This is a genomic window from Daejeonella oryzae DSM 19973 (assembly GCF_000422945.1).
Classification (GTDB): domain Bacteria; phylum Bacteroidota; class Bacteroidia; order Sphingobacteriales; family Sphingobacteriaceae; genus Daejeonella; species Daejeonella oryzae.
Genome location: NZ_AUHA01000002.1, coordinates 1,227,314 through 1,248,871 on the forward strand (window position 1 = coordinate 1,227,314; position 21,558 = coordinate 1,248,871).

Here is a 21,558-nt window from a genome sequence, read left to right on the forward strand (position 1 = left end):
GGCTTAGCGAGTGTTAAGCCCTTTTTTTTGACTATATTTTTTTTCCAGGGATACGGATTAATTTCCTTCAGCCGCCGGCAGAGTTTTAATAACTTAATCATCTCTAATCAATCACACAATAAATTTCTGTTACATTTGCCGTTAATGAAGATACCCGCCATTACCGGTTTTGATCCGCAGGCTTTCGAAAAATACTTCAAAAATACAGCATGGCTTATGCTCGGCCGTATTTTAAGTATGATCGTTGGCTTTATCATCGCCCGCTATCTTGGACCTTCCTCTTTTGGTGATCTTAGCTTTGCAATGGCATTCACCGGATTATTTGCTGCTGTGGCAACTCTTGGATTAGATAGTTTTATAATCCGCGAAATTATTCATACTCCCGAGAAACGCGATTTAATTTTAGGTACTTCATTTTGGATGAGATTGATGGTGAGTTTGTTGCTTATTCCATTGTCCGTAGTTCTGTATGTGTTTTTCAGGGAATTATCGCCCGTTCAGGGGATTTCTCTAACAGCCTTAATCAGCTTATGCGCTTTTGCATCTGCATTTAAATCATTCAATGTAATAGATTCCTATTTTCAGTCGCAGGTTAAATCAAAATACATAGTTCATATTCAGAATATATGCCTATTTATCTCAGCGGCCATTAAAGTAAGCCTTATCTTATTAAAATTACCTGTTGTATATTTTGCACTTGCCCTGGTTATTGACGGATTTATGCTGGCTGCCGGATTTATAATCATTTACCAGAAAAAATCTTCCCAGCATATTTATAACTGGAAATTCAGCTGGGAAATGGCGGCTGCCCTTCTGAAAAAATCATGGCCTTTAATATTTACTGCCGTGATGATATCCATTTATATGCAGATAGATTTGGTTATGCTGAAGTCATTGGGGGCCGAAGTTGTCGGAATATACAGCGCTGCGGCAAGAATAAGCGAAGCCTGGTATTTTATTCCGGTTGCAATAATTACATCTGTAATGCCGGCAATAATACAGGCAAGAAAGTCAGATGTGGATCGTTATACAAAAAGATTGCAGAACCTGTATGATCTGCTGGTTGCAATAAGTTTGCCTGTGGCGCTTATAGTTAGTTTGAGCGCAAATTTTATAATAAATCTCTTATACGGCGATCAGTTTGAAGGAGCGGGATTAATGTTAAGTATCCACATTTGGTCAGGTGTTTTTGTGTTTTTGGGAAGTGCCAGCAGTCAGTATTTACTGGCCGAAGGTTATACCATCATATCTTTTAAAAGAACTGCATTGGGAGCTGTGGTTAATATTTTATTAAATCTTTGGCTCATTCCTTTATACGGCGGTGTCGGATCAGCTATTGCCACATTAATAGCTTATTTTACGGCCACATTTTCCATATTATTATTTCCTCATACACGCCGGCAAGGCCTGATGATGCTAAAATCATTATTTTTAATATCATTAATTCAAAAGATTTATAAAAGGTGAAACAGAATATTTCAACAAGCAGCTTATTTAAACCTGCCAAATTACGTGCTTTATTATCTTTCGGGATTAAAGGATATCTTACAGAAATTGGCTGGTTCAATGCCTTCAACACTAAATCTCCTGTCGACGAAAATGGCAACCCAATTCCCTGGGTAACTTATTCCTTTATTGATTTTATTAAAACCCGGATAAAGCCAAATCATTTAATATTTGAATTCGGATCTGGAAATTCAACATATTTCTATGCAAAAACAGCAAGTAAAGTAATCTCTGTTGAACATGACAGGGCCTGGTTCGAAAAGATCTCCAAATCAAAACCTGCCAATTCTGAAATGATCTTTTGCGAACTGGATAAAGGCGGCAGCTATTGCAAAATGCCGCTTACCAGGTCAGAAAAATTTCATCTGATTATTGTGGATGGTCGCGACAGGGTGAATTGCTGCTTGCAGGCAGTAAATGCCCTGACCGAAGACGGGGTATTAATTCTCGATGATTCTGAACGTGAATTTTACAATCCGGCAATTGAATTTTTAAAGCTGAAGGGATTTAAAGAATTATCTTTCAGCGGCATCTCGCCTGGTTTATTCTACAAAAAAAGTACAACTGTTTTTTACAAAACCCAAAACTGTCTGGACATATAAAGCATGAGTGAAAGCCACAAAATGATTAGTGCCGGAGTTCAAACGGCTTATGATCACTTTTATCAGAATCATAATGAGCAGTGGCGTTTGCTGGGTGCCAAGTACAAAGCGCAGAATATTCTGGATGTTTGCCGGGGCCACCATTTTAAAAAAGTTCTGGAAGTTGGCGCCGGGGACGGCAGCATTCTAAAGTTTCTGGATGAATGGAATTTTTCTGAAGAGCTGCATGCCCTTGAAATTGCAGAAAGCGGAGTGGAGCTTATCCGTAAGAAAAATTTAAAACATCTTAAATCAGTACAGTCTTTTGACGGGTATAAAACTCCTTTTGCCGATAATGAATTCGACCTGGTTATTTTAGCGCATGTACTGGAGCACGTAGAACATGAACGCATATTAATCCGCGAATTAAAACGAATTTCAAAGTATCAGGTTATTGAAGTTCCCAGAGACTATAAATACGGAATTGATAAGCGGATGAAACATTTCCTTGATTATGGACACATCAACATGTATACTCCATCGGGCTTGCGTTTTATGCTGCAATCAGAAGGTTTAACAATCGTAAAAGATAAAACCTCTGTAATTCCGCCCGAAGTAACTAAGTTTAATTTATTTGTCAATCAGGCTAAACCAAAAAGCGTTTTTAAATCGTTAAAAATTGATTTAGAATTTAGGGTTAAGAATTTTTTGGGAAAGATAGCCGGAAAAAGAGTTTCTGATCACTTTGCGAATGCGTACACGGTACTTACTAAGGGATCAACAGATTTGAATATTTTTTAAAATGCAGAATTTAGCGCCCATTGCATTGTTTGTTTATAACCGTCCGGATCATACACGGCGTACTCTAAAATTTCTAAAGGAAAATATTCTTGCTGATGAATCACGCTTGTTTATTTTTTCTGATGCGGCTGCAAACCCGGCGGAGGAAGAAAAGGTCAGAGAAGTTCGCGAGCTGATTAAAAATACCGAGGGATTTAAAACAGTCGAAATTCTTGAAAGAAAAACTAATCTGGGCCTGGCAAACTCCATCATTAGCGGCGTTAGCAAGCTGGTACAGGAATATGGTAAAGTCATTGTTTTGGAGGATGATCTGATCACCTCGCCATATACGCTTCAATATTTTAATGATGCCCTGATTAAATATGAGCGGGATGAAAAAGTAATGCATATCGGGGCATATATGTACCCTTTAAATACCGACAAACAGAACAATCTTCCCGAAACATTTTTCTACAGGGCGGCAACCAGCTGGGGCTGGGCAACCTGGCATCGTGCCTGGAATAATTTTGAACCCGATATTGAAGCACTTTCCGCCCAATTTGATTCAAAGAAAATTCATGAGTTCTCCATAGAAAATAACATGAATTTCTGGAAGCAGATGAAAGATTTTAAATCGGGAAAGAATAATTCATGGGCTATACGCTGGTACGCCAGTATTTTTCTAAAAGGAGGCTTAACTTTAAATCCTTCCCAGTCACTGGTGAATAATATAGGGCATGACGGGAGCGGAGTTCATTCCGGCCTGAACGATATTTACAACGTGGTGGTCAACCACAAACCTGTCAGCTATTTTCCTGAACTTATTGAAGAACATCCGGATGCATATCTGGCTATTAAGCATTTTCTGAAAAACCGAAAAGGAAGTTTATTACAGCGGCTGGTCCGGTATATAAAACAAAAACTGAACAGGAATTAATCTGCTATTTTCTTGCCTCTAAAACGATGTATGGCGACAACCATTTAGATTCAACCGGGACTAATTTTGTAGCAACTTTTCCGATAAACCAGATTGATTTAATAAAGGCTTTTGTAAAAGCCGATTTCTTGTTTTTATTTTCCAGCCAAACGCTGTACCTGCCCCAGTAGGAAGCATTTATTACGGTCAGGTTGAGATCTTTCAGTATGCCCGCCAGCAATTCAGGGTCCATGCAATTGATGTTATGCTTCAGATAGTTCTCCTGGTCAAATGTTTTCTGTACCCAGCCATTTACACTTTTAAAATTTGGCAGGGTGATGAACAGCGTTCCTCCCGGTTTTAAAAATTCCAGATGCCTTGCAATAATGTCACGGGTATCATTAAAATGTTCAATCAATCCGCATGAAAGTACCAGGTCATATTTTTGATCGGGATGATAGTTAAAGAGGTCATTTTCTATAACCGTAATATCAGTTTCCTTCAGCCCGTTTTTATGGAGTACTTTTTTTAGAATCTCCGGATGCACAAAATAATCAAACAGTGTTGCACGGATGCCCAAATGCTTTTTCAGGAAGATCGAATAATACCCCGGAAATCCGCCCAGTTCAATAGCGGTTTCCACTTTATATTTTTTAACTATTTGTTCCAGCTGCTGGTGAAACAAATAGTTTTTATCTATTGAAAGAGCCAGATCCGGTTTGGATTCCCAGTACTTGGTCCAGAATTTCCGGTCAGTCAGTTGATTCTCCATGCATCAGCAAAGAAACAAAAAGAATACAAATGCTGACAAATATTTATTTGTGATCGGTTTGTGATTCTGAAAGGGAGTGACAAAAAATTGTATTTTTGAAAACAGTGAGAATAATCCATCTGAATACATATGCCGGAAATGGCGGGGCGGGGAAAGCCTGCCTCCGAATTAATAAAGCTTTGCAGGATCAGCAAATAGATTCACAGGTGTATGTTAATTTTTTATTTCAGGAGAACAAAGAGGTTCATAACTTATCCCGCGGTTTTTTCCCGAAATGGTTTGCCGTTTTTGGAATTTTACTGGAAAGGATAGTTTCCAAATTTTTTACCAAATCGCTTCCGGTTCCTTTTTCTGTTCCGGTTTGGGGCAGAAACCTTTCAGCAATGAAGTTTTTGAAAAACGCAGATATTATCCATATTCACTGGATTAATCATGCGTTTTTAAAACCGGCCGATTTGAGAGCGCTGGCTGTATTAAATAAGCCTGTTGTCTGGACTTTTCACGACAGCAATGCCTTTACAGGCGGCTGCCATGTGCGGTACAGCTGCATCAATTATAAGAATGAATGCGGTGAGTGTCCATTGTTAAAAAAGCCTTCTTCAAATGATCTTTCTCACCGCATTTGGCTGAGTAAAGAAAAGGCCTACCGGGATTTAAAACTGAATATTGTAGCTCCCAGCAACTGGATGGCAGCATCTGTTCACGAAAGTAAATTGCTTGGATCGAGACCGGTGCAGGTGATTCCCAATACGCTGGATACCCAGGTTTTTAAACCCTGGTCTAAATCAGAAGCACGTAAAAAGCTGGGCTTACCTGCCGATAAATTTATTCTGATGAGTGGTTTTATGCCATCCCGCAAGGATATGCATAAGGGAACGCCTTATTTGCTCGATGCCTTTACAAGCCTGATGGCGAATTATCAAATAGAACCCGGAAGCATGCACCTGGTTATATTCGGAAACCGGGATGCTGCCAATGTTCCTGACTTTGAGATACCGGCCACCTTTTTGGGAACCATTGCCGAGGAAGAAAAACTGGCCCTTTGCTACAGTGCCGCAGATGTGTTTATCAGCTCCTCGCTAGAAGATAATCTGCCTTATACGGTAATGGAAAGCCTTGCCTGCGGAACGCCCGTGGTTGCCTTTACAACAGGCGGAATTCCGGATATGGTAGAGCATATGGAAAACGGGTACCTTGCCGAATACAAATCTTCCGGCGACCTTGCCGCCGGCATAAATTGGATGTACGCACATCCCGACAGACAAAAGCTGAATGCCATGGCCCGTAAAACCGTAGAAGATCATTTTTCTGAGGAGCGCATTGCCCGCAAACACATTCAGTTATATCAGTCATTAATAAATAAATCAAATGTTCAGGCCTAAGCTCAGTGTCATCACAATTGTGTACAACAATGCCCGAGATATTGAGCGGACCATGTTGTCGGTGCTGAACCAGACTTATTCCAATATTGAATATCTGCTGATCGACGGCGCATCCACCGACGGAACACTCGAAATCATTTCAAAATACAAGGACCGCATTATCCTCATCTCCGAAAAGGATAAGGGAATTTACGATGCCATGAATAAAGGTTTGAAATTAGCCGGCGGGGAGTATGTTTTGTTTATGAATTCAGGCGATGAGATCTATGCCGCCGATACGGTTGAAAAGATTTTCGCTTCCGCGGATGATGCCGATATCTATTATGGCGAAACAGAAATGTATGATCAGAACTGGCAGAGTTTAGGTCAGCGCAGGCACCGTGCTCCTTTAAAATTTACCTGGCGAAGTTTTATTTTCGGAATGAGCATCAGCCATCAGGCTATTTATATTAAAAAGTCTTTAACCGAAGCATACGATTTAAATTTTCAGCTGAGTTCAGATATCGACTGGATAATTAAAGCAGCTAAAAAGGCATCTAAAATTGTAAATACGCATACTTACGTAGCCAAATACATGGTTGGGGGAATGTCTAAACTAAAACACCGCCAAAGCTTAAAAGAACGTTTCCGGATATTTTCAAAACACTACGGTTTGCTGCCCAATGTTATTAATCACGGAGTGATAGCCGCCCGCCTGGCATTTTACTATTTAAAGCATAAACGTACCAACGACTAGGTGCAGGAAACAATGCGGAGAACTAAATTTTACGTAGCCACAAATCTCTGTCAGTCCTTGTAAATCATTTTGGTTTAATGCGTGATTTTAAAACTGAATTTGCAATTTCAAGCGAAATACCCGTCAAAACAAAAACGCCTGTGGCCATAAGAAAATAATCTTTGTTTGTGTCCCCGTCTTTAGTTGCTAACGTAGACCATATTAAACTCACAAGCGCCAGGAGCCAAATGTAGTTTAGATATTTTTTTGCTTTTATGGTTTTGGATGCAAGAAGCCAATTTCTATACTTGTCGTTATCGGGATACGTGTCAACCAGATACTGAAAGTCCTGAGCCGCAGTTTTATAATTCTTATTGTTGTAATGCTCTACACCTCTGGTCCAAACCAGCATTTAATACATCTGGACTTTTGTTAAGTCCTTAACCGAACTGTTTTTGAAAAGCTGAATGGATTTATCAAGATATGGAATTGCTTTTCTGGAACTACCATACTGCGAAAGTGAGAGGGCATAGTCAGATGTTAATCTTAATATGCCGTCATAGTCCGGATTGGCTGTTGATGGGTCAGCACCTTCAATTAAATTTTTGTTTTCTTCATAGAGGTTAATAAAATATTTTGGGTCCCGGGTCAAATTGTCCGAATAAGTTTTGTCGTAGAGTATTCTTATTTCGGTCATAACTTTGGGCGGATGGTTAATGCTATGTTGAGGGGTTATGCTTATGGTTAACATTTTGCCAAACGCCTGTTATGGGCTGGGCTTATTTTCTTTTAAATCTGCTATTTTCTTCTTGATTGCGTTAAAGCGTTGAATTTCTTCGTTTAGATTTTCCAATTCAGGTTTCTTGTACGCATATTTATCACTATGGGAGTGTCCCTCCATATAGCGGCAGCATAGATAAAAGCTTTCTAATATTTCATCTCTTATTTCTGTTGTGAAAAATACGCTTTTCAAACTATTAACACTAACTCTTTCTTCAAAGCGTTGAACTACTCCTTTGAACAATCCAAACACAACTTGCGTTTCATAACTTGTTCTTAAAGCGGCAAAACCGTTTTTCATTTTATCTTCTCTTTGTTCCGGGGCTAATTTTTTTGCTTCATCATAATATCCCTGTGCCTTTACTGAAGTTTTGTAATCTTTTTCAAACGATGGTGTATTTCGTAGCCAAATTGTTCCCGGCTGGCTTCCATCAACATTTTCAATCCAATGGCAGTCATTGCCTGTATTATTTTGTTTACAATGTCCAATTAAGGAAGAAACAAAAACTAAATCATGTGTAAAAATGATGACCTGTTTTAGCAATGCTTCTTTTACAAGCCGTTCAGCAATTTCACTTTTTCTCTTTTCGTCTAACGAGGTAACAGGGTCGTCAAAAATAATTCCTCTGTTTACTTCCGATAATTGCATTTCTGAAAGAAAGTCAGCAATGGCAATTACTTTTTGTTCGCCTTCGCTCAAAACAGCATTTGGGTTTCTTCCTTTTAATTTCAGTTGTCTGTATGATTTTCCTGCCGAACCTGTGTGATTGATGTCAATTCCAAAATTTCCGTTTAGCTTTTTACATTCATCGTTAAAAGTGTCAATGTATTTTTGGTTGAAATATTTGTTTGATAGTGCTTTTTCTGTATCGGTAATTTTACGCTTTGCATATTCGGCTTTGTTAGCTTTTTTAAGCCACACCTGATTATTAACGTAGGTTTCAAACTTTGAAAAATGTGTGTTGAATTTTTCTTTGTGTTCTAAAAGAAGCTTAGCGTTCAATAATTTTTCTAATTCTTTACTTTGCTCATCTTCTTTTAGCAATTTGATAGAAGCATCAATAGCTGCTTCTATTACTGTGTGTTGTTCAATGCTGATTTTTATTTCCGCTCTCTCGGTTGCTACTTTGCTCTCAATATCGGAAACGATGTTTTGACCAAGTGATTTTTGTTCCGAAAGTTTTTGTTTTAGTGCTTCTAATTTATTGGGATATTTTTCAGAAAGCCAAACAGTAAGCGTATTTTCTTGCGGAAACAAATCAAAGTTTAAATTCTCATAGTTTTGTTTTGCCTTTTCAAGTTTTTCTTGTGCTTGTTTTGCATTTTGCTCTGCAACACTTTTTATGAAAGTCCAATAATTTAAAACAAGTTTTTGTGCTTCCTCTGAAATTGGCTGTTGGCAGAGCAAACAGTTATCACCGTTTTCAGGATAAATTGCATTTTCTACTTTCTGCGTTTTAGCATATGTTTCGGCAGCAACGATAAAATTTTTCCATTCCTTTGTTCCTATTCCTTGAATTTTATCGGTTTTAAAATTTTCAATGCCTTCAGCTTTTGCTGAAGCTACTTTTGTTACGCAATCGGTAATTGCGTCGGTTACTTTGGCAATTACTTCCGTTGTAAAATATTGATTTAGTTTCTCAATTGTTTGCTTATTTGGAGCTAACAAACTTTTAATGCCTTCAAGGGTTTTTATTTCCTTCTCCTTTCCTTTTGAAGCTAAAAGAAGTTCATCGTATTGCTTCTGTATTGCTTCTTTTTTGCTTTTATCGTCATCAGAGAAAGGCGTATACTTCTTTAAGTCATCAATTTTTGTTTCTGAGTTTAGATTTTGAACAAGTATTTTTATTTCTGAATTGCCGTCAAACAAAGCAGACAAATCGTCTGCTGTGTAACCTGATTGTTTGGTTTGAATGTCAGCAATTAGTTTCTGTTCTACATGATTGATTGCATTTGAGTAATCAGCAAAAAAGCTCAATCCTGCTGGTCTAAATTCAAATTCGTTTTTGTTTTCAAGATGGCTTAAAACACTTTTTCCGTCAAATACCGCAAACTGCTCAAACTCTGCATTGTCTTTGTCTGAAAATTCTAAATGTATTTCAGTGTTATTTGATTTGAAAGAAAATTTTGCATAAACGGCTTTGTGTCCATTTTCAATATGAATATTTGACAAAATGGTTTCAGGTGCTTTTGAATAAAAAACATTTTTCAAAAGTCTTATATAGCCTGATTTTCCTGAACCATTTGCACCGTAAACTATGGTCAGGTTTGGACAAAACTCAATTGTTTGATTTTCGGTCAACGCATTTACCCCTTCAACGTTTTCAAGTTTTGTTAGAAGCAAATCAGATTTGTAGTTACCTGCATTGGCGGTATTGTAGTCAATGGAAATTTCGGGTTTTTCTGTTTCTTCTTTGAGTTTTAATTGTTCCAGTAAATAAGAGTATGATGTATCAATGTCATTATCTGAAACAACATTGCCCGACAAAGTTTTCTCTCCAAGAAATTTTGCCCAATAAGGAAGTCCATTAGCAAATTTCTTTACTTCCGTTTCAAGTGTTTCAACTTGTTGTTCAACTTCCGTATTATCGTTCATATTTTATGTGATTGTTTATAGTAGGGTTGTCGTCATAGCCTTGCCGGTAACGGTTTTGTATATGAGCTGTGGCGTGTCTCGGCACAAACCTCTCCAAAGAAAAACTGGCTTTGGGAAATCCGCAGGATTTTCCAAGAGAGGACAGACCAAGCCATAGCTTATATACGATGTTACCAGCAGTATTTTTATTTTTTTTCATTCAAGAATTCGTTTAAAAATGCCATTGCAAATTTCGAATTCAAAACATTTCCTTTTCCTAAATCAAAAGGTTCACTTAAATTTTGGCTGTTTGCTAAAATCACTAAAGTCAAATCCTTTTCAAGAACCTTGAGATATAATCCCGAGTAAGCGTTTGGTTGTAAGCCATAGTGCCAAACCAAAGTATAGCCGTTATACTTCTGTATAAACCAGCCATAACCATAAGGAGAAAGACTTTTGTCTTTCAGCTCAAATGGCGTTAATACTTTTTCTTTACTTTCTTTTGAGATAATGGTGTTGTTGTCAAAAGCTTTGTCAAATAGCAATAAATCATTGGCAGAAAATACAAGACCAGCACCTGCGTTTAATTCTGGGTCAGGAAATTCAACCATTTCAAAATTTCCGTTATCATCAATTTTATATGGCAAGGCAATTTTATCCAATACTATTCTTTTTGATTCATCTAATTGCGAAGATGCTGAATTTTGTAAATTCAGTTTTTTAATAACCAAACTGTCAACCCATTTGTCAAATTTTTGATGTGTAGCCGTCTCTACTACATCAGAGAGCATTCCATAAAGAAATCCATTATATTTATAAGCTGTTCCGGGAATGTTTTCAGCTGTATGGGATAAATGATGTTTTAAAAAGATGTCATCACGTTCAGGATGATACTGATTTAAGAGAAAAGAGTATTCTGGCATTTCTTCGTTGAAATATCCAAGTATTCGTGTACAACTTCCAACGTAGTCTGGGTAATAGTCCTTAATTTTCCAGTTTAAATTAATTTTTCCTTCTTCTGTTAAGCGCATAAAGATTGTTGAAAAAATAGGTTTGGTCAATGAAGCAATTCGAAAAGGTGTATTTCCTGTCACTGGAATTTTTTGGTCAACGTTAGCCACTCCAAAACCTTTAATTAATTGTATTGAATCATTGATTGAAATTCCTACACTAATTCCTGGTATTTTATATTCTATTCGTAAAGAATCAATTTGTTTCTCAAATTGGGTTAATTTATTAATTTCATTTATTTCCTGTGATTTACACGAAACAACAAGAATGACATAAAAAAGTAGAGTTAATTTATTCATACTCGGTATTTTCATATTGCCACTAACTAGTATGTATATGCATATCTTAAACTATAGCGTAGATATTTCCGATATATACCTTACCCCGGTAGAATTGTGAATTATTGAAAATATACCTGATTCAAGTATTTAGTAATTTTCTTAAAGATATAAGTGATATCTTAATAATCAAGTAAAGTTCAAAAATCTAATCTCTTTCATTTGATTTTGAACTAGATATAATGAAGCGCTTTAATAATTAAAAAAAAAGAGGCTGATCATTTATCCAATGATTCAGCCTCTTCAGCATATACAGTAATTCTGAAATTACGAAGTCTTTTTAGCTACCGTTTCTTTTTTCCGGAACTGAACATATATCGCGTATGCTAATCCCAATATCAAAAGGATAGAAGCTATTAAGGAAATGGTTTCGCCGGTATAATACGATTTAGGTTCAAATTTAAATTCTAATTTGTGGTTTCCGCCCGGCAGTTGCGCCGCTCGCAAAATATAATTGGCACGGAAATACGGAATTTGCTCTCCGTCGACATAAGCGTTCCAGCCTTTATCGTACCAGATCTCCGAGAATACGGCCATCATATCTTTTCCGGCAGAATATTCATAGGTTAAATGATCGGGTCTGTAATTGGTTAACCGGATAAAGGCATTCGCGTCGAAACCAATTTTGGTCTCATCAATTAGTGGTTTGAATTCATCACTTACAAAAGCCTCTTTTTTAGGATCGAAACTGCTGATGGCGGTCATTTCTTCATCGGCGCTTTTCACATACGTAATACTTGGAACAAACCACGCATTTCCGGCAGCGGTGCTGCGGTTCTGTACCCGCTGCGACTGCCCGCTCTGATCTGCGGTGATCACATATTTTGTGTTCAGCATATCCAGAACATCTTCGTTTATAGATTTGCTGAATTGTCTTTCAATAACTTCCTGATAACGTTTCAACTTTGCTGCGTGATAACCGCCTACATTTTTGTGAAAGTAGCTGGCATTTGCACTGGAGAATGCGGAAGTTGTCAGATCTAACACGCGGTAATTTGGATTCGGATCACGCATAATCATCTGATCCACATCCCGCGGCTGAAATTGCTGTTCCAGAACATTCTTTTCTACGAAGTTTTCATTGTTAAGATAGCGGCGGTCTACAGACCACATATCTACCAGAATGGCTACCGCGAAAAGAATAAATGTAAGCTGCGGATTAAGCTTCTGTTTGATAAGCGCCCAGATTAAGCCGGCACCGATTAATACAAATACCAAAGATCTCAAAGCATCCATTCGGGCAAGCGAAATACGATCCTGCACCAGTGCGTTCGCTATGGATTCGGCCATTACCTGGTTGCCGCCCGTTACCTGCAGCATTTGCTGTATAAAGTCCTGATGACCGGCAGTTTTAAAGGCGAAGAAAGCGGTAGGTACCAGAATAACAATCAGTAATAAACCTGCGGTGATGGCTACCGAATACAACAATTTCTTTTGAAGCTTTTTAGGATCTTCAGTATGAAATGCAATTTCTTTGATCGCTAAAATGGCAAGTACCGGAACAAGGAAACCCGCAATAACCAATACCGATTCTACGGCTCTGAATTTATTGTAAAGCGGAAAGTAGTTGAAGAAAATATCGGATACAAAGGACAGGTTTTTCCCGAATGCAAGGAATATGCTTAAAACTGTTGCGCTGATGATCCACCATTTTAAACGATCGCGGACTACAAATAATCCCAGAACAAAAAGGAAACATACAATGGCACCAAAATACCATGGTCCGGAAGTAAATGATTTATCTCCCCAGTACGTTGGAAGCTGTTTGGCAAATCCTACGGCCTGATCCTGAGGAACTCCGTTTTGCGAAAGCGTTTTCGCTACTTCAGAAGTTTCGTCCAACTGCGGGGTAGAAGCACCGCCGTACGCATTCGGCACCAGGAAAGTCATGATTTCTCCAACACCCTGACTCCAGGCATAGGCGTATTCTTTATCCAAACCATTAGATGGTTCGGCTTTATCTGTGCTTAAATTAGATTTACCGCGAATGGTTTCCTGTCCGTATTCATAGGTGGTCCATAACATGCCCGCATTTACTGCCACAGCCAGAACAGAAGCTACTACTAAATAGGAAAGCGATTTGAAAAACTCTTTGCTTGTTTTTAGTTTAATGGCGTAGTATAATTCTATTCCCACAAAAATTAACAGAGCGATGAACAGGTAATAGGTCATCTGTATGTGATTGGTCCTGATTTCTATAGCCAGGAACAAAGCCGTCAGTACGGCTCCCCACAAATATTGCCGTCTGAATGTGAGGATGATCCCCGCCAGGATAGGCGCAAAAAAAGCAATGGCCATCGCCTTATTGCCGTGGCCGGCTTCAATAATGATGAAATTGTAGGATGAAAAAGCAAATGCTATTGCTCCCGCAGCCGCCAGCCAGGGGTTCATCTTTAAAACGCAGAATAAAAGATAGGCTCCTAAAAGATATAATAAAACGGTATCCACCGGGTTTGGAAGAACTGTTTTAAAAAATGAAATGACGTAGGTAGTTACGTTGTTTGGATATTGAACCCAGATCTGGTAAGCCGGCATTCCGCCAAACATGGCGTTGGTCCATAAAGGGGCTTTGCCGTCTTTAGCCTTAAAATCCATGATTTCTTTTTGCATGGCCTGGGCTTGCAAAACGTCATTCTGAATGAGGGATTTTCCTTGTATAGCAGGACTGAAATAGACAAAACACAAGGCAATGAAAATTCCAATAATGGCCAGGTGAATGCCATTGCGTTTAAACCAATTATTCATTTTTTAATTTTTAACTGAAGCCAAAAATAGAAAAAAGGTTAAACGTAAGGTGTTCTTAACTAAGCTTTATTGAAATAATTAAATTTTGTGCGGAAAATAGCTGTTCTGATTGCTTAAAACCGATGGGCGATTACTTGATCTCTTCGTAATCTACAAAATCACCAATCTTCTCAGTCTTTTCATTTTTCTCTCTCGGGGGAACATAATCTACCCTGATCCGGCCATCAGGCTTGGGTTGCTGGTATTGCTGGTTAGCCTGATTCTGCACCTTGCTAACCATCTTTTTTAATAATAGAGGAATCGCAAACCGGGCCACTATTCTAATGAGCCATAGCACAGAAATTGCGATAAATAAAAATCTTAATAATGCCATTTGAAATAAATTCTATACAAATATAGACGTTAATTTATCTATTATGTTTCAGGAGGCAGGTAAAAGCTGACATTCACCTGAATTTTACAAATCAGTTATCTTCGATAATTTCAACAACTCTTCCAACCTGTCCGTCTTCCAGTCTCACTTTTATTCCTCTGGAATGAAATGCTGAACTGGTAAGTAAAGCATCCACAATACCTCTTGTGCGATTGCCATTGCGCTGGTCTTTTTTCAGGATGATATCCACTTCTAATCCGGGGTATATGTCTTTTCTGTTTTGTCCGTTCATTTTTTAATTCTTTGCAGAGCTTAGTTTGCGGAGCTCATGTTGCTTTTGTTTTTTAGAGGAGGCTTAAACCTTAGTAAAACGCTCGGTCATGATTTTTTCAAGTGCAAACATTTCATCGCGAAGTTTGGCTGCCTGTAAAAAGTCCATTTCCTTAGCCGCCGTTACCATGTCTTTCTTGGTTTTTTCAATTGACTTTTGAAGCTCGGGCTTGCTCATGTACTGAACTATCGGATCTGCGGCCAGACTGTCGGTCATTTCTTTCTCGACATACATTTTCTGAACCCCTCCTTTAAAGTCCATTACAGAAGTTTGCTCTATAATTTCCTCACGTGATTTTCCTATGGTTACAGGGGTGATTCCGTTTTCCAGATTATACGCAATCTGCTTATCCCGGCGGCGGTTGGTTTCGTCGATAGTTACCTTCATGCTGTCGGTTATTTTATCGGCATACATAATTACCCTTCCGCGGTCATTACGGGCCGCACGGCCTATGGTTTGAATCAGGGATCTTTCAGATCTCAGAAATCCTTCTTTATCCGCATCCAGAATAGCCACCAGCGAAACTTCGGGTAAATCCAAACCTTCGCGTAATAAGTTAATCCCGATTAAAACATCAAATACACCCAGGCGCAGATCTCTTAAAATTTCTACACGGTCAAGGGTTTTAACTTCTGAGTGAATGTACCGAACCTTAATTCCCAAACGATCCATGTATTTGGTCAGCTCTTCTGACATGCGTTTGGTTAGCGTAGTAACCAAAACCCGGTCGCCGAGTTTAATCGTTTTATCTACCTCATCCAGTAAATCATCCACCTGGTTTATAACCGGACGGATTTCTATGGTGGGATCAAGCAATCCAGTAGGCCTGATGACCTGTTCTACAAAAATCCCTTCCGTTTTTTCCAGTTCATAGTCGCCGGGAGTGGCGCTTACATAAATTGTCTGGGGGGCAAGGCGTTCAAATTCGTTGAAATTTAATGGCCTGTTATCCAGTGCTGCCGGTAAACGGAAACCATAATCTACCAGCGCCATTTTGCGTGAACGGTCTCCGCCATACATCGCCCTGATCTGCGGAACGGTTGCGTGACTCTCGTCGATAACCATTAAATAATCATCGGGAAAATAATCCAGCAAACAGAAAGGCCGCATTCCGGGAGTCCGTCCGTCAAAAAATCTGGAATAATTTTCGATACCGCTGCAATACCCCAGCTCACGGATCATTTCCAGATCGTAATTCACCCGCTCTTCTAATCGCTTTGCTTCTAAAAATCGTTTTTCCTGTACAAATTGTTCCTTACGGGATTCCAGTTCTTCCTGAATAGACCAGATGGATTGTGTGAAACGGTCTTTGGGCGTCACAAATAAATTAGCCGGAAAAACTGCCAGATGTGACATTTTTTCAATGGTTTTTCCTGAAGCCGGATCAATAGAAGTAAGTTCTTCGATATCATCCCCAAAAAAAGATACCCGGTAAGCAAAATCCATATAGGCCGGATAAATATCTACGGTATCGCCCTTAACCCTGAAAGTTCCACGCTTAAAATCTGTGGTGGTGCGAGAGTACAGGATTTCTACCAAACGGTGCAAAAATGCATTTCTGCTGATTTTGGTTCCTACCGCAAAGCGAAATACTGAATTTGCAAAATCTTCCGGATTTCCCATACCGTAAATACAGGAAATCGAGGAAACTACAATGATATCTCTTCGGCCTGACATGAGAGAAGAAGTGGTCCGCAGCCGCAGCTTCTCTATTTCTTCATTTATCTGAAGATCTTTTTCAATATAGGTATTAGAGGAAGCGATGTAGGCCTCCGGCTGATAGTAATCGTAATAGGAAACAAAGTAATTAACCGAATTTTCAGGAAAAAACTGCTTAAATTCCCCGTAAAGCTGTGCAGCCAGGGTTTTATTGTGGCTTAAGATCAGGGTTGGCTTTTGAGTATTCTGAATGACATTGGCAATGGAAAAAGTTTTCCCCGAACCTGTAACTCCTAATAGGGTTTGATAATGTTCGTCTCTTACAACGCCCTCTGTTAATTGGCGTATAGCTTCCGGCTGATCTCCGCTGGGCTTATACTCAGATGTTAACTTAAATTCCATGAATGCGCAAAGATAATAAACTTAGATAGCAGATAGCTTAATGTATTGTGGCCCTAAATAGTTTTAGGAATAACTAAAAAACAAGGGAGCCACATGTTATGCAGCTCCCCCGAATCAAACCTTATTTATGGACATTACTTTCGTAATGACACTATTAATTACGCTTTATGTGTGTTTTTAGTTTGTCGGGTTGAAAATATTTTGTCATTTAAGGCTCATAATCTGCAAGCGAAAGTTCAATACCCGGTTTTGATCTTTCTAACAGATAAGCAGAATTAGAAACTATTTGCAGCGTAAATGCTTTCCTATTAAAGAAGATTTAAAACTCATCCTGCGCTAAGCTCGTTCAAGAAATAATAATTAGTATTTTTAAACATGATTTTTCTTTTAAATAAAACTCTTTCTATCGGCAATCATTTTCTTGCAGAACTCCGGGATTCGCAGATTCAGCAGGACAGCATGCGTTTTCGCAGAAACATGGAGAGGCTGGGCGAACTATTTGCTTACGAGATCAGCAAGGAACTGGAATATGTAGACACCGATTTCGAAACTTCACTCGGCACAGCAACCGTTCCGGTTTTGAAAGAAATGCCGGTGCTGGCCACTATTTTAAGAGCAGGTTTACCGCTTCACCAGGGTTTACTGAACTATTTTGACCGTGCTGATTCTGCCTTTATTTCTGCTTACAGGAAAACAACCAAGGGCGGTAATTTTGAAATAAAGATGGAATACGTTTCTACGCCATCATTAAATGGTAAAATTGTAGTGGTGGCTGATCCGATGCTGGCAACCGGACGAAGCATGGTTCTTTGCTGCAAAGAATTGCTTACCCAATTTAAAATCAAAGAACTCCATATTGTAGCCGCAATCGCAAGTCAGGAGGGATTGGCACACGTGCAGGCAAATTTGCCCAAAGCGAAATTATGGCTGGGCGCAATTGATGAGGAATTGACTACCAAAGCTTATATTGTGCCCGGTTTAGGTGATGCCGGCGATCTGTCGTATGGCATTAAAGAATAATTATATTTTATATCCGGATGCAAACTGGTTTCAATAATCACCCGCTTGCGGGTATACAGCAAATAAAGTCACAGCTTAATCACCTGTTTTTTGATCTGGATCATACCATATGGGATTTTGATAAGAATGCGGAAGAAACGCTTCATGAACTTTATCAGTCTTATTCTTTAAAAGAACTGGGCCTGCACTCTGCGGATAATTTTATAGAAGTTTACACCCGTAATAACCACCAGTTATGGGCAGATTATCATCTTGGAAAAATTACCAAAGAGGTATTGCGTGAAACCCGATTTTCAAAAACCTTTATTGATCTCGGACTTTCCTCAGACTGCATTCCTGTAAATTTTGAAGATGATTACGTACGGATTTGTCCGACCAAGACAAATCTTTTTCCGGAAGCACATCAAACTCTTGAATATCTTGCAGGATCGTATACACTTCATCTGATTTCAAACGGATTCAGGGAGTCTACAGAAATGAAAGTAGGAAATACAGGTCTTGCCAAATATTTTTCCACGGTAGTCATTTCAGAAATCGTTGGCTTTAATAAGCCCGATAGAGCTATTTTTCAGTTCGCACTGGCCGGAGCAAATGCCCAAATTCACGAAAGTTTAATGATTGGCGACAGCATTGAAGCCGACATTCGCGGAGCGCAGAATTTCGGCATGAAAGCCATCTACTTTAATCCCGATAAAAAGGAAAAGCCTGCTGATGTAGAATTTGAGATCACGGGTTTAAACGAACTAATGAATATTTTATGAGTATTGGCAGCCAGCAGCGTTCTATTTTAAAATCAGTTGATGAATACAGTAAACTGCTCGAAAGCATAAGCGAGGAAGATTTTCAACGAAGTCCGGAGGAAGGATGGTCCTATTCAGAAGTGTATTCGCATATTTTTCAGGCAAATCTGGTCTCTTTGGTGGCAGCAGAAAAATGCATTAACGGAACAGGCGAAAAAACGGATAAGAGAATACATTGGATACCACGGGCAATTTTATTTTTCGGCCGTTTTCCTCCCGGGAAATTTAAAGCTCCGGAAAGAATTGCCGCCATGGTGGCAAAAATTGATAAGGAGCAAGCCAGAAATCTCATCGTTAAATTTAAAACGAGACTTGCAGAAATTTCACCCAGGATTGATAAAGCTTTGGCAAATGTTAAAGTGGTGCATCCGCGACTTGGTTTATTAAATGCCAGACAATGGTTCAGATTTGTTGAGATACATACCCGCCACCATCAAAAGCAATTGGTACGCATTCAGATGATGTTTAATTCTGCAAAAAATTAAGTTATTCGATTGGACTGTTTAATCAGGTGTTTTTTATGCTAAGGGCAACGGAAACGACTGATTTATTGCTGAATGAGATTTTTTTTTGGGCTAGGTATTCAAATCATAACAGACTTAATTTGCTGATTTTAGGTATTTTTAAAACAGCTAATCGATATCAGAATCTTGAAATTCTGTAGCTGATGCTTACCTTGGCGTAATTTTTTATACTATCAGGGAAGGAAAGCAGTAAATCAGGAATGAAAATTTTATTTGCCATACAGGGAACCGGAAACGGTCATATTAGCAGGGCACGTGAAATTGTTCCATTATTGCAACAGCACGGCCACGTAGATTTGCTGGTTAGCGGCACCCAGGCTGATGTTTCTCTTGATCAGCCACTCTCTTATCGTTTTCATGGATTCAGCTTTGTATTTGGTAAAAAGGGGAGTGTAAATCACTGGAAAACCTACCGGAGCATGAGCTTGCTGCGATTGAAGAAAGACATCAGCTCCCTTCCTTTAAATAATTACGACCTGATTATTAATGATTTTGAACCGGTAACCGCATGGGCCTGCCGCATGAGCGGAAAACCAAGTGTTTCATTAAGTCACCAGGCTTCATTTTTATCGCACAACACTCCGCGGCCCTCCAGTAATTTTAACTGGGCCGAGTGGATATTTAAATATTACGCACCCACCACAGATCATGTGGGTTTCCATTTTAAAGCATACGATCATTTTATTCATACTCCGGTAATTCGTAAAGAAATCCGGAATCAGGAAATTACTGACAATGGACATGTAACTGTTTATCTGCCTTCTTTTGATGATCGCTTATTAGTTCCTTTTCTAAAACAGCTGCCCGAAATTAAGTGGGAAATATTTTCAAAGCATACTCTAAAAAGCTACCGCGATGGAAATGTATTTGTGAACCCGGTTTCGCATCAGGCGTATAATCAAAGTCTGGCTTCTTCGCATGGTTTACTAACCGGCGGCGGGTTCGAAGGTCCGGCAGAAGCGCTTTTTATGGGGAAAAGGGTACTGGTAATACCCATGAAAAACCAGTACGAGCAGCAATGCAATGCAGAAGCTTTAAGGCAAATGGGTGTTCCGATAATCTACAATCTGGATTCGCTGTTTGTTCCCGCACTTCGCAGGTGGCTGTCTCAGCCATTTATGGTTCAGGTTGATTTTCCGGATCATACCTCTAAAATCATCGGGAATATTGTTAACACATATTCTTCCCGGTCTTCATTTTTATCATCCGGGCTTTTATCTTAATATTGCTTCCGAAAAAGATATAGAATTTTAGTAGCCGCATGATTAAACAGTTCCGGAGTCTTAATCCCGTTAATATCATTTTGCTGATTGGCTTCGCGATCTTATTACGACTGGTTATTTTTTTTAAACTGCCGGAGCATGTCAGTTTCGACTTTATCGAGCCTTTCACCAAATTATTAGTTACTATTCCGCTCCAGAATGCGTTTTCTCCCGGTGCCAATGTTCTTATTGCTTTGGTTATCACTTTAGTGCAGGCATTAATTTTCAATAAAATTGTCAATCATTTTAACCTTCTGGGCAAACCCACCTTTTTGCCGGCTCTTTTATACGTTACCACCTCCAGCTTATTAACTCCCTTTGTATTACTAAGTCCTACGCTGATCTGTAATTTTCTGGTTTTGTGGATGATCAGCAAATTTCTGAGTATTTACCGGAGAGATGATGTGCGTTCCGTTATGTTTGATCTGGGAATGATTGTAGGTATTGGAACCCTGATTTATTTTCCTTTTATTTCTATGCTTCCACTGCTGTGGATCAGTTTAGTGATTTTTCGTCCTTTCAACTGGCGTGAGTGGCTGATTGGGATCATTGGTTTCATCACCGTTTTCTTTTTTCTGGCTGTATTTTATTACTGGAACGATTCTCTGGATCAATTTTACAGGATCTGGCTTCCGCTAGCAACCCCTTTTCCTACACGCCTTCAATTTAATATTTACCAGTATTTAGTGCTTCTGCCGCTACTCCTTATTTTTATATTATCAATTGTACAGTTACGACAGAACTTTTTTAAGAGTTATGTGCAGATCCGGAAATCTTTTCAGCTGCTCTTTTTTATGTTTTTACTGGGTCTGGCTTCTTTCTATTTAAAATCTGATTTCCGGGTATATCATTTTCTTCTTTGTGCTCCGCCGGCAGCGGTATTAATGGCTTATTATTTCTTACATGCCGGCAAAAAAAGGTGGATATATGAAAGTCTGTTTCTGCTTTTGCTGGGATTTATCATTTATTTTCAATTGCTGTAGTGCGGTTTTTAATTGTATTAAAACCGTATAAAATCATCTTATTCATCATCTTTAACCTTTTTTAACACAAGGGTTCTTCATCAATCTTAAAATTTGAATAGCT

Annotated in this window: 20 protein-coding genes; 11 read left to right on the forward strand and 9 right to left on the reverse strand. The window is 38.9% G+C overall.

From position 1 onward, the window contains the following. Nucleotides 1-144 precede the first annotated feature (144 nt). From G521_RS0105800 to G521_RS0105815, 4 genes are read left to right on the forward strand one after another with little or no spacing between them, the layout of a single operon-like run. Complete coding sequence (locus G521_RS0105800; protein ID WP_026897699.1) at nt 145-1,467, forward strand: flippase; 1,323 nt, start codon at nt 145-147, stop codon at nt 1,465-1,467. Continuing rightward, nucleotides 1,464-2,108: an FkbM family methyltransferase gene (locus G521_RS0105805; protein ID WP_026897700.1), complete on the forward strand. Its 645-nt coding sequence runs from the start codon at nt 1,464-1,466 to the stop codon at nt 2,106-2,108. Before G521_RS0105800 ends, G521_RS0105805 begins: the two co-directional genes overlap by 4 nt. A 3-nt stretch (nt 2,109-2,111) precedes the next feature. Further along, nucleotides 2,112-2,888, forward strand: coding sequence for a class I SAM-dependent methyltransferase (locus G521_RS0105810; protein ID WP_245580835.1), 777 nt, complete (start codon nt 2,112-2,114; stop codon nt 2,886-2,888). Nucleotide 2,889: 1 nt separating this feature from the next. Further along, nucleotides 2,890-3,804: a glycosyltransferase gene (locus G521_RS0105815; protein ID WP_026897702.1), complete on the forward strand. Its 915-nt coding sequence runs from the start codon at nt 2,890-2,892 to the stop codon at nt 3,802-3,804. Between the two features lie 4 nt (nt 3,805-3,808). Here the strand turns inward: G521_RS0105815 and G521_RS0105820 are convergent, their stop codons facing one another. Beyond that, a complete protein-coding gene (locus G521_RS0105820; protein ID WP_026897703.1) occupies nt 3,809-4,555 on the reverse strand; it encodes a class I SAM-dependent methyltransferase in 747 nt (248 codons plus the stop codon). A 104-nt stretch (nt 4,556-4,659) separates the two neighbouring features. Here G521_RS0105820 and G521_RS0105825 point away from each other — a divergent pair, with 104 nt between their 5' ends. Together G521_RS0105825 and G521_RS0105830 are read left to right on the forward strand one after the other, a co-directional pair. After that, a complete protein-coding gene (locus G521_RS0105825) occupies nt 4,660-5,937 on the forward strand; it encodes a glycosyltransferase (RefSeq protein ID WP_026897704.1) in 1,278 nt (425 codons plus the stop codon). Next, entirely contained in the window at nt 5,924-6,673 is a 750-nt protein-coding gene (locus tag G521_RS0105830) for a glycosyltransferase family 2 protein (RefSeq protein WP_026897705.1), read from the forward strand. Before G521_RS0105825 ends, G521_RS0105830 begins: the two co-directional genes overlap by 14 nt. A 64-nt stretch (nt 6,674-6,737) precedes the next feature. On the opposite strand, the gene G521_RS0105835 is transcribed toward G521_RS0105830, so the two are convergent. The 8 genes from G521_RS0105835 to uvrB all read right to left on the reverse strand — a co-directional run bounded on the left by G521_RS0105835 (nt 6,738) and on the right by uvrB (nt 16,866). Beyond that, complete coding sequence (locus tag G521_RS0105835) at nt 6,738-7,064, reverse strand: hypothetical protein (RefSeq protein ID WP_026897706.1); 327 nt, start codon at nt 7,062-7,064, stop codon at nt 6,738-6,740. Further along, nucleotides 7,065-7,349 (reverse strand): hypothetical protein, encoded by a 285-nt coding sequence (locus tag G521_RS0105840; protein WP_026897707.1) that lies wholly within the window; start codon nt 7,347-7,349, stop codon nt 7,065-7,067. It lies immediately after the preceding gene. A 69-nt stretch (nt 7,350-7,418) separates the two neighbouring features. Beyond that, nucleotides 7,419-10,028: an AAA family ATPase gene (locus tag G521_RS0105845; protein ID WP_220096045.1), complete on the reverse strand. Its 2,610-nt coding sequence runs from the start codon at nt 10,026-10,028 to the stop codon at nt 7,419-7,421. Between the two features lie 185 nt (nt 10,029-10,213). Next, the gene (locus tag G521_RS0105855) at nt 10,214-11,317 is read right to left on the reverse strand and encodes a serine hydrolase domain-containing protein (RefSeq protein WP_162141784.1); all 1,104 of its coding nucleotides are present in this window, start codon (nt 11,315-11,317) and stop codon (nt 10,214-10,216) included. 306 nt (nt 11,318-11,623) lie between these two features. Further along, entirely contained in the window at nt 11,624-14,101 is a 2,478-nt protein-coding gene (locus G521_RS0105860) for a YfhO family protein (RefSeq protein WP_026897711.1), read from the reverse strand. A gap of 130 nt (nt 14,102-14,231) precedes the next feature. Then, nucleotides 14,232-14,474 carry a hypothetical protein gene (locus tag G521_RS0105865; protein WP_026897712.1) on the reverse strand — a complete coding sequence of 81 codons (243 nt, stop codon included), beginning with the start codon at nt 14,472-14,474 and terminating at the stop codon, nt 14,232-14,234. 91 nt (nt 14,475-14,565) lie between these two features. Further along, nucleotides 14,566-14,766, reverse strand: coding sequence for a YwbE family protein (locus G521_RS0105870; protein WP_026897713.1), 201 nt, complete (start codon nt 14,764-14,766; stop codon nt 14,566-14,568). Between the two features lie 63 nt (nt 14,767-14,829). Beyond that, entirely contained in the window at nt 14,830-16,866 is a 2,037-nt protein-coding gene (gene uvrB / locus G521_RS0105875) for an excinuclease ABC subunit UvrB (protein WP_026897714.1), read from the reverse strand. Between the two features lie 375 nt (nt 16,867-17,241). Between uvrB and upp the strand changes: the two genes are divergently transcribed. From upp to G521_RS0105900, 5 genes are all read left to right on the forward strand, one after another. Further along, nucleotides 17,242-17,886 carry a uracil phosphoribosyltransferase gene (upp, locus tag G521_RS0105880; protein ID WP_026897715.1) on the forward strand — a complete coding sequence of 215 codons (645 nt, stop codon included), beginning with the start codon at nt 17,242-17,244 and terminating at the stop codon, nt 17,884-17,886. Nucleotides 17,887-17,903: 17 nt separating this feature from the next. Next, nucleotides 17,904-18,647, forward strand: coding sequence for a YjjG family noncanonical pyrimidine nucleotidase (locus tag G521_RS0105885; protein ID WP_051189504.1), 744 nt, complete (start codon nt 17,904-17,906; stop codon nt 18,645-18,647). Further along, nucleotides 18,644-19,171 carry a DinB family protein gene (locus G521_RS0105890; protein ID WP_026897717.1) on the forward strand — a complete coding sequence of 176 codons (528 nt, stop codon included), beginning with the start codon at nt 18,644-18,646 and terminating at the stop codon, nt 19,169-19,171. Before G521_RS0105885 ends, G521_RS0105890 begins: the two co-directional genes overlap by 4 nt. 239 nt (nt 19,172-19,410) lie before the next feature. After that, a complete protein-coding gene (locus tag G521_RS16590) occupies nt 19,411-20,433 on the forward strand; it encodes a glycosyltransferase family protein (protein ID WP_036678215.1) in 1,023 nt (340 codons plus the stop codon). Nucleotides 20,434-20,471: 38 nt separating this feature from the next. After that, nucleotides 20,472-21,455: a DUF6427 family protein gene (locus G521_RS0105900; protein ID WP_026897718.1), complete on the forward strand. Its 984-nt coding sequence runs from the start codon at nt 20,472-20,474 to the stop codon at nt 21,453-21,455. The last annotated feature ends 103 nt before the right edge of the window (nt 21,456-21,558 follow it).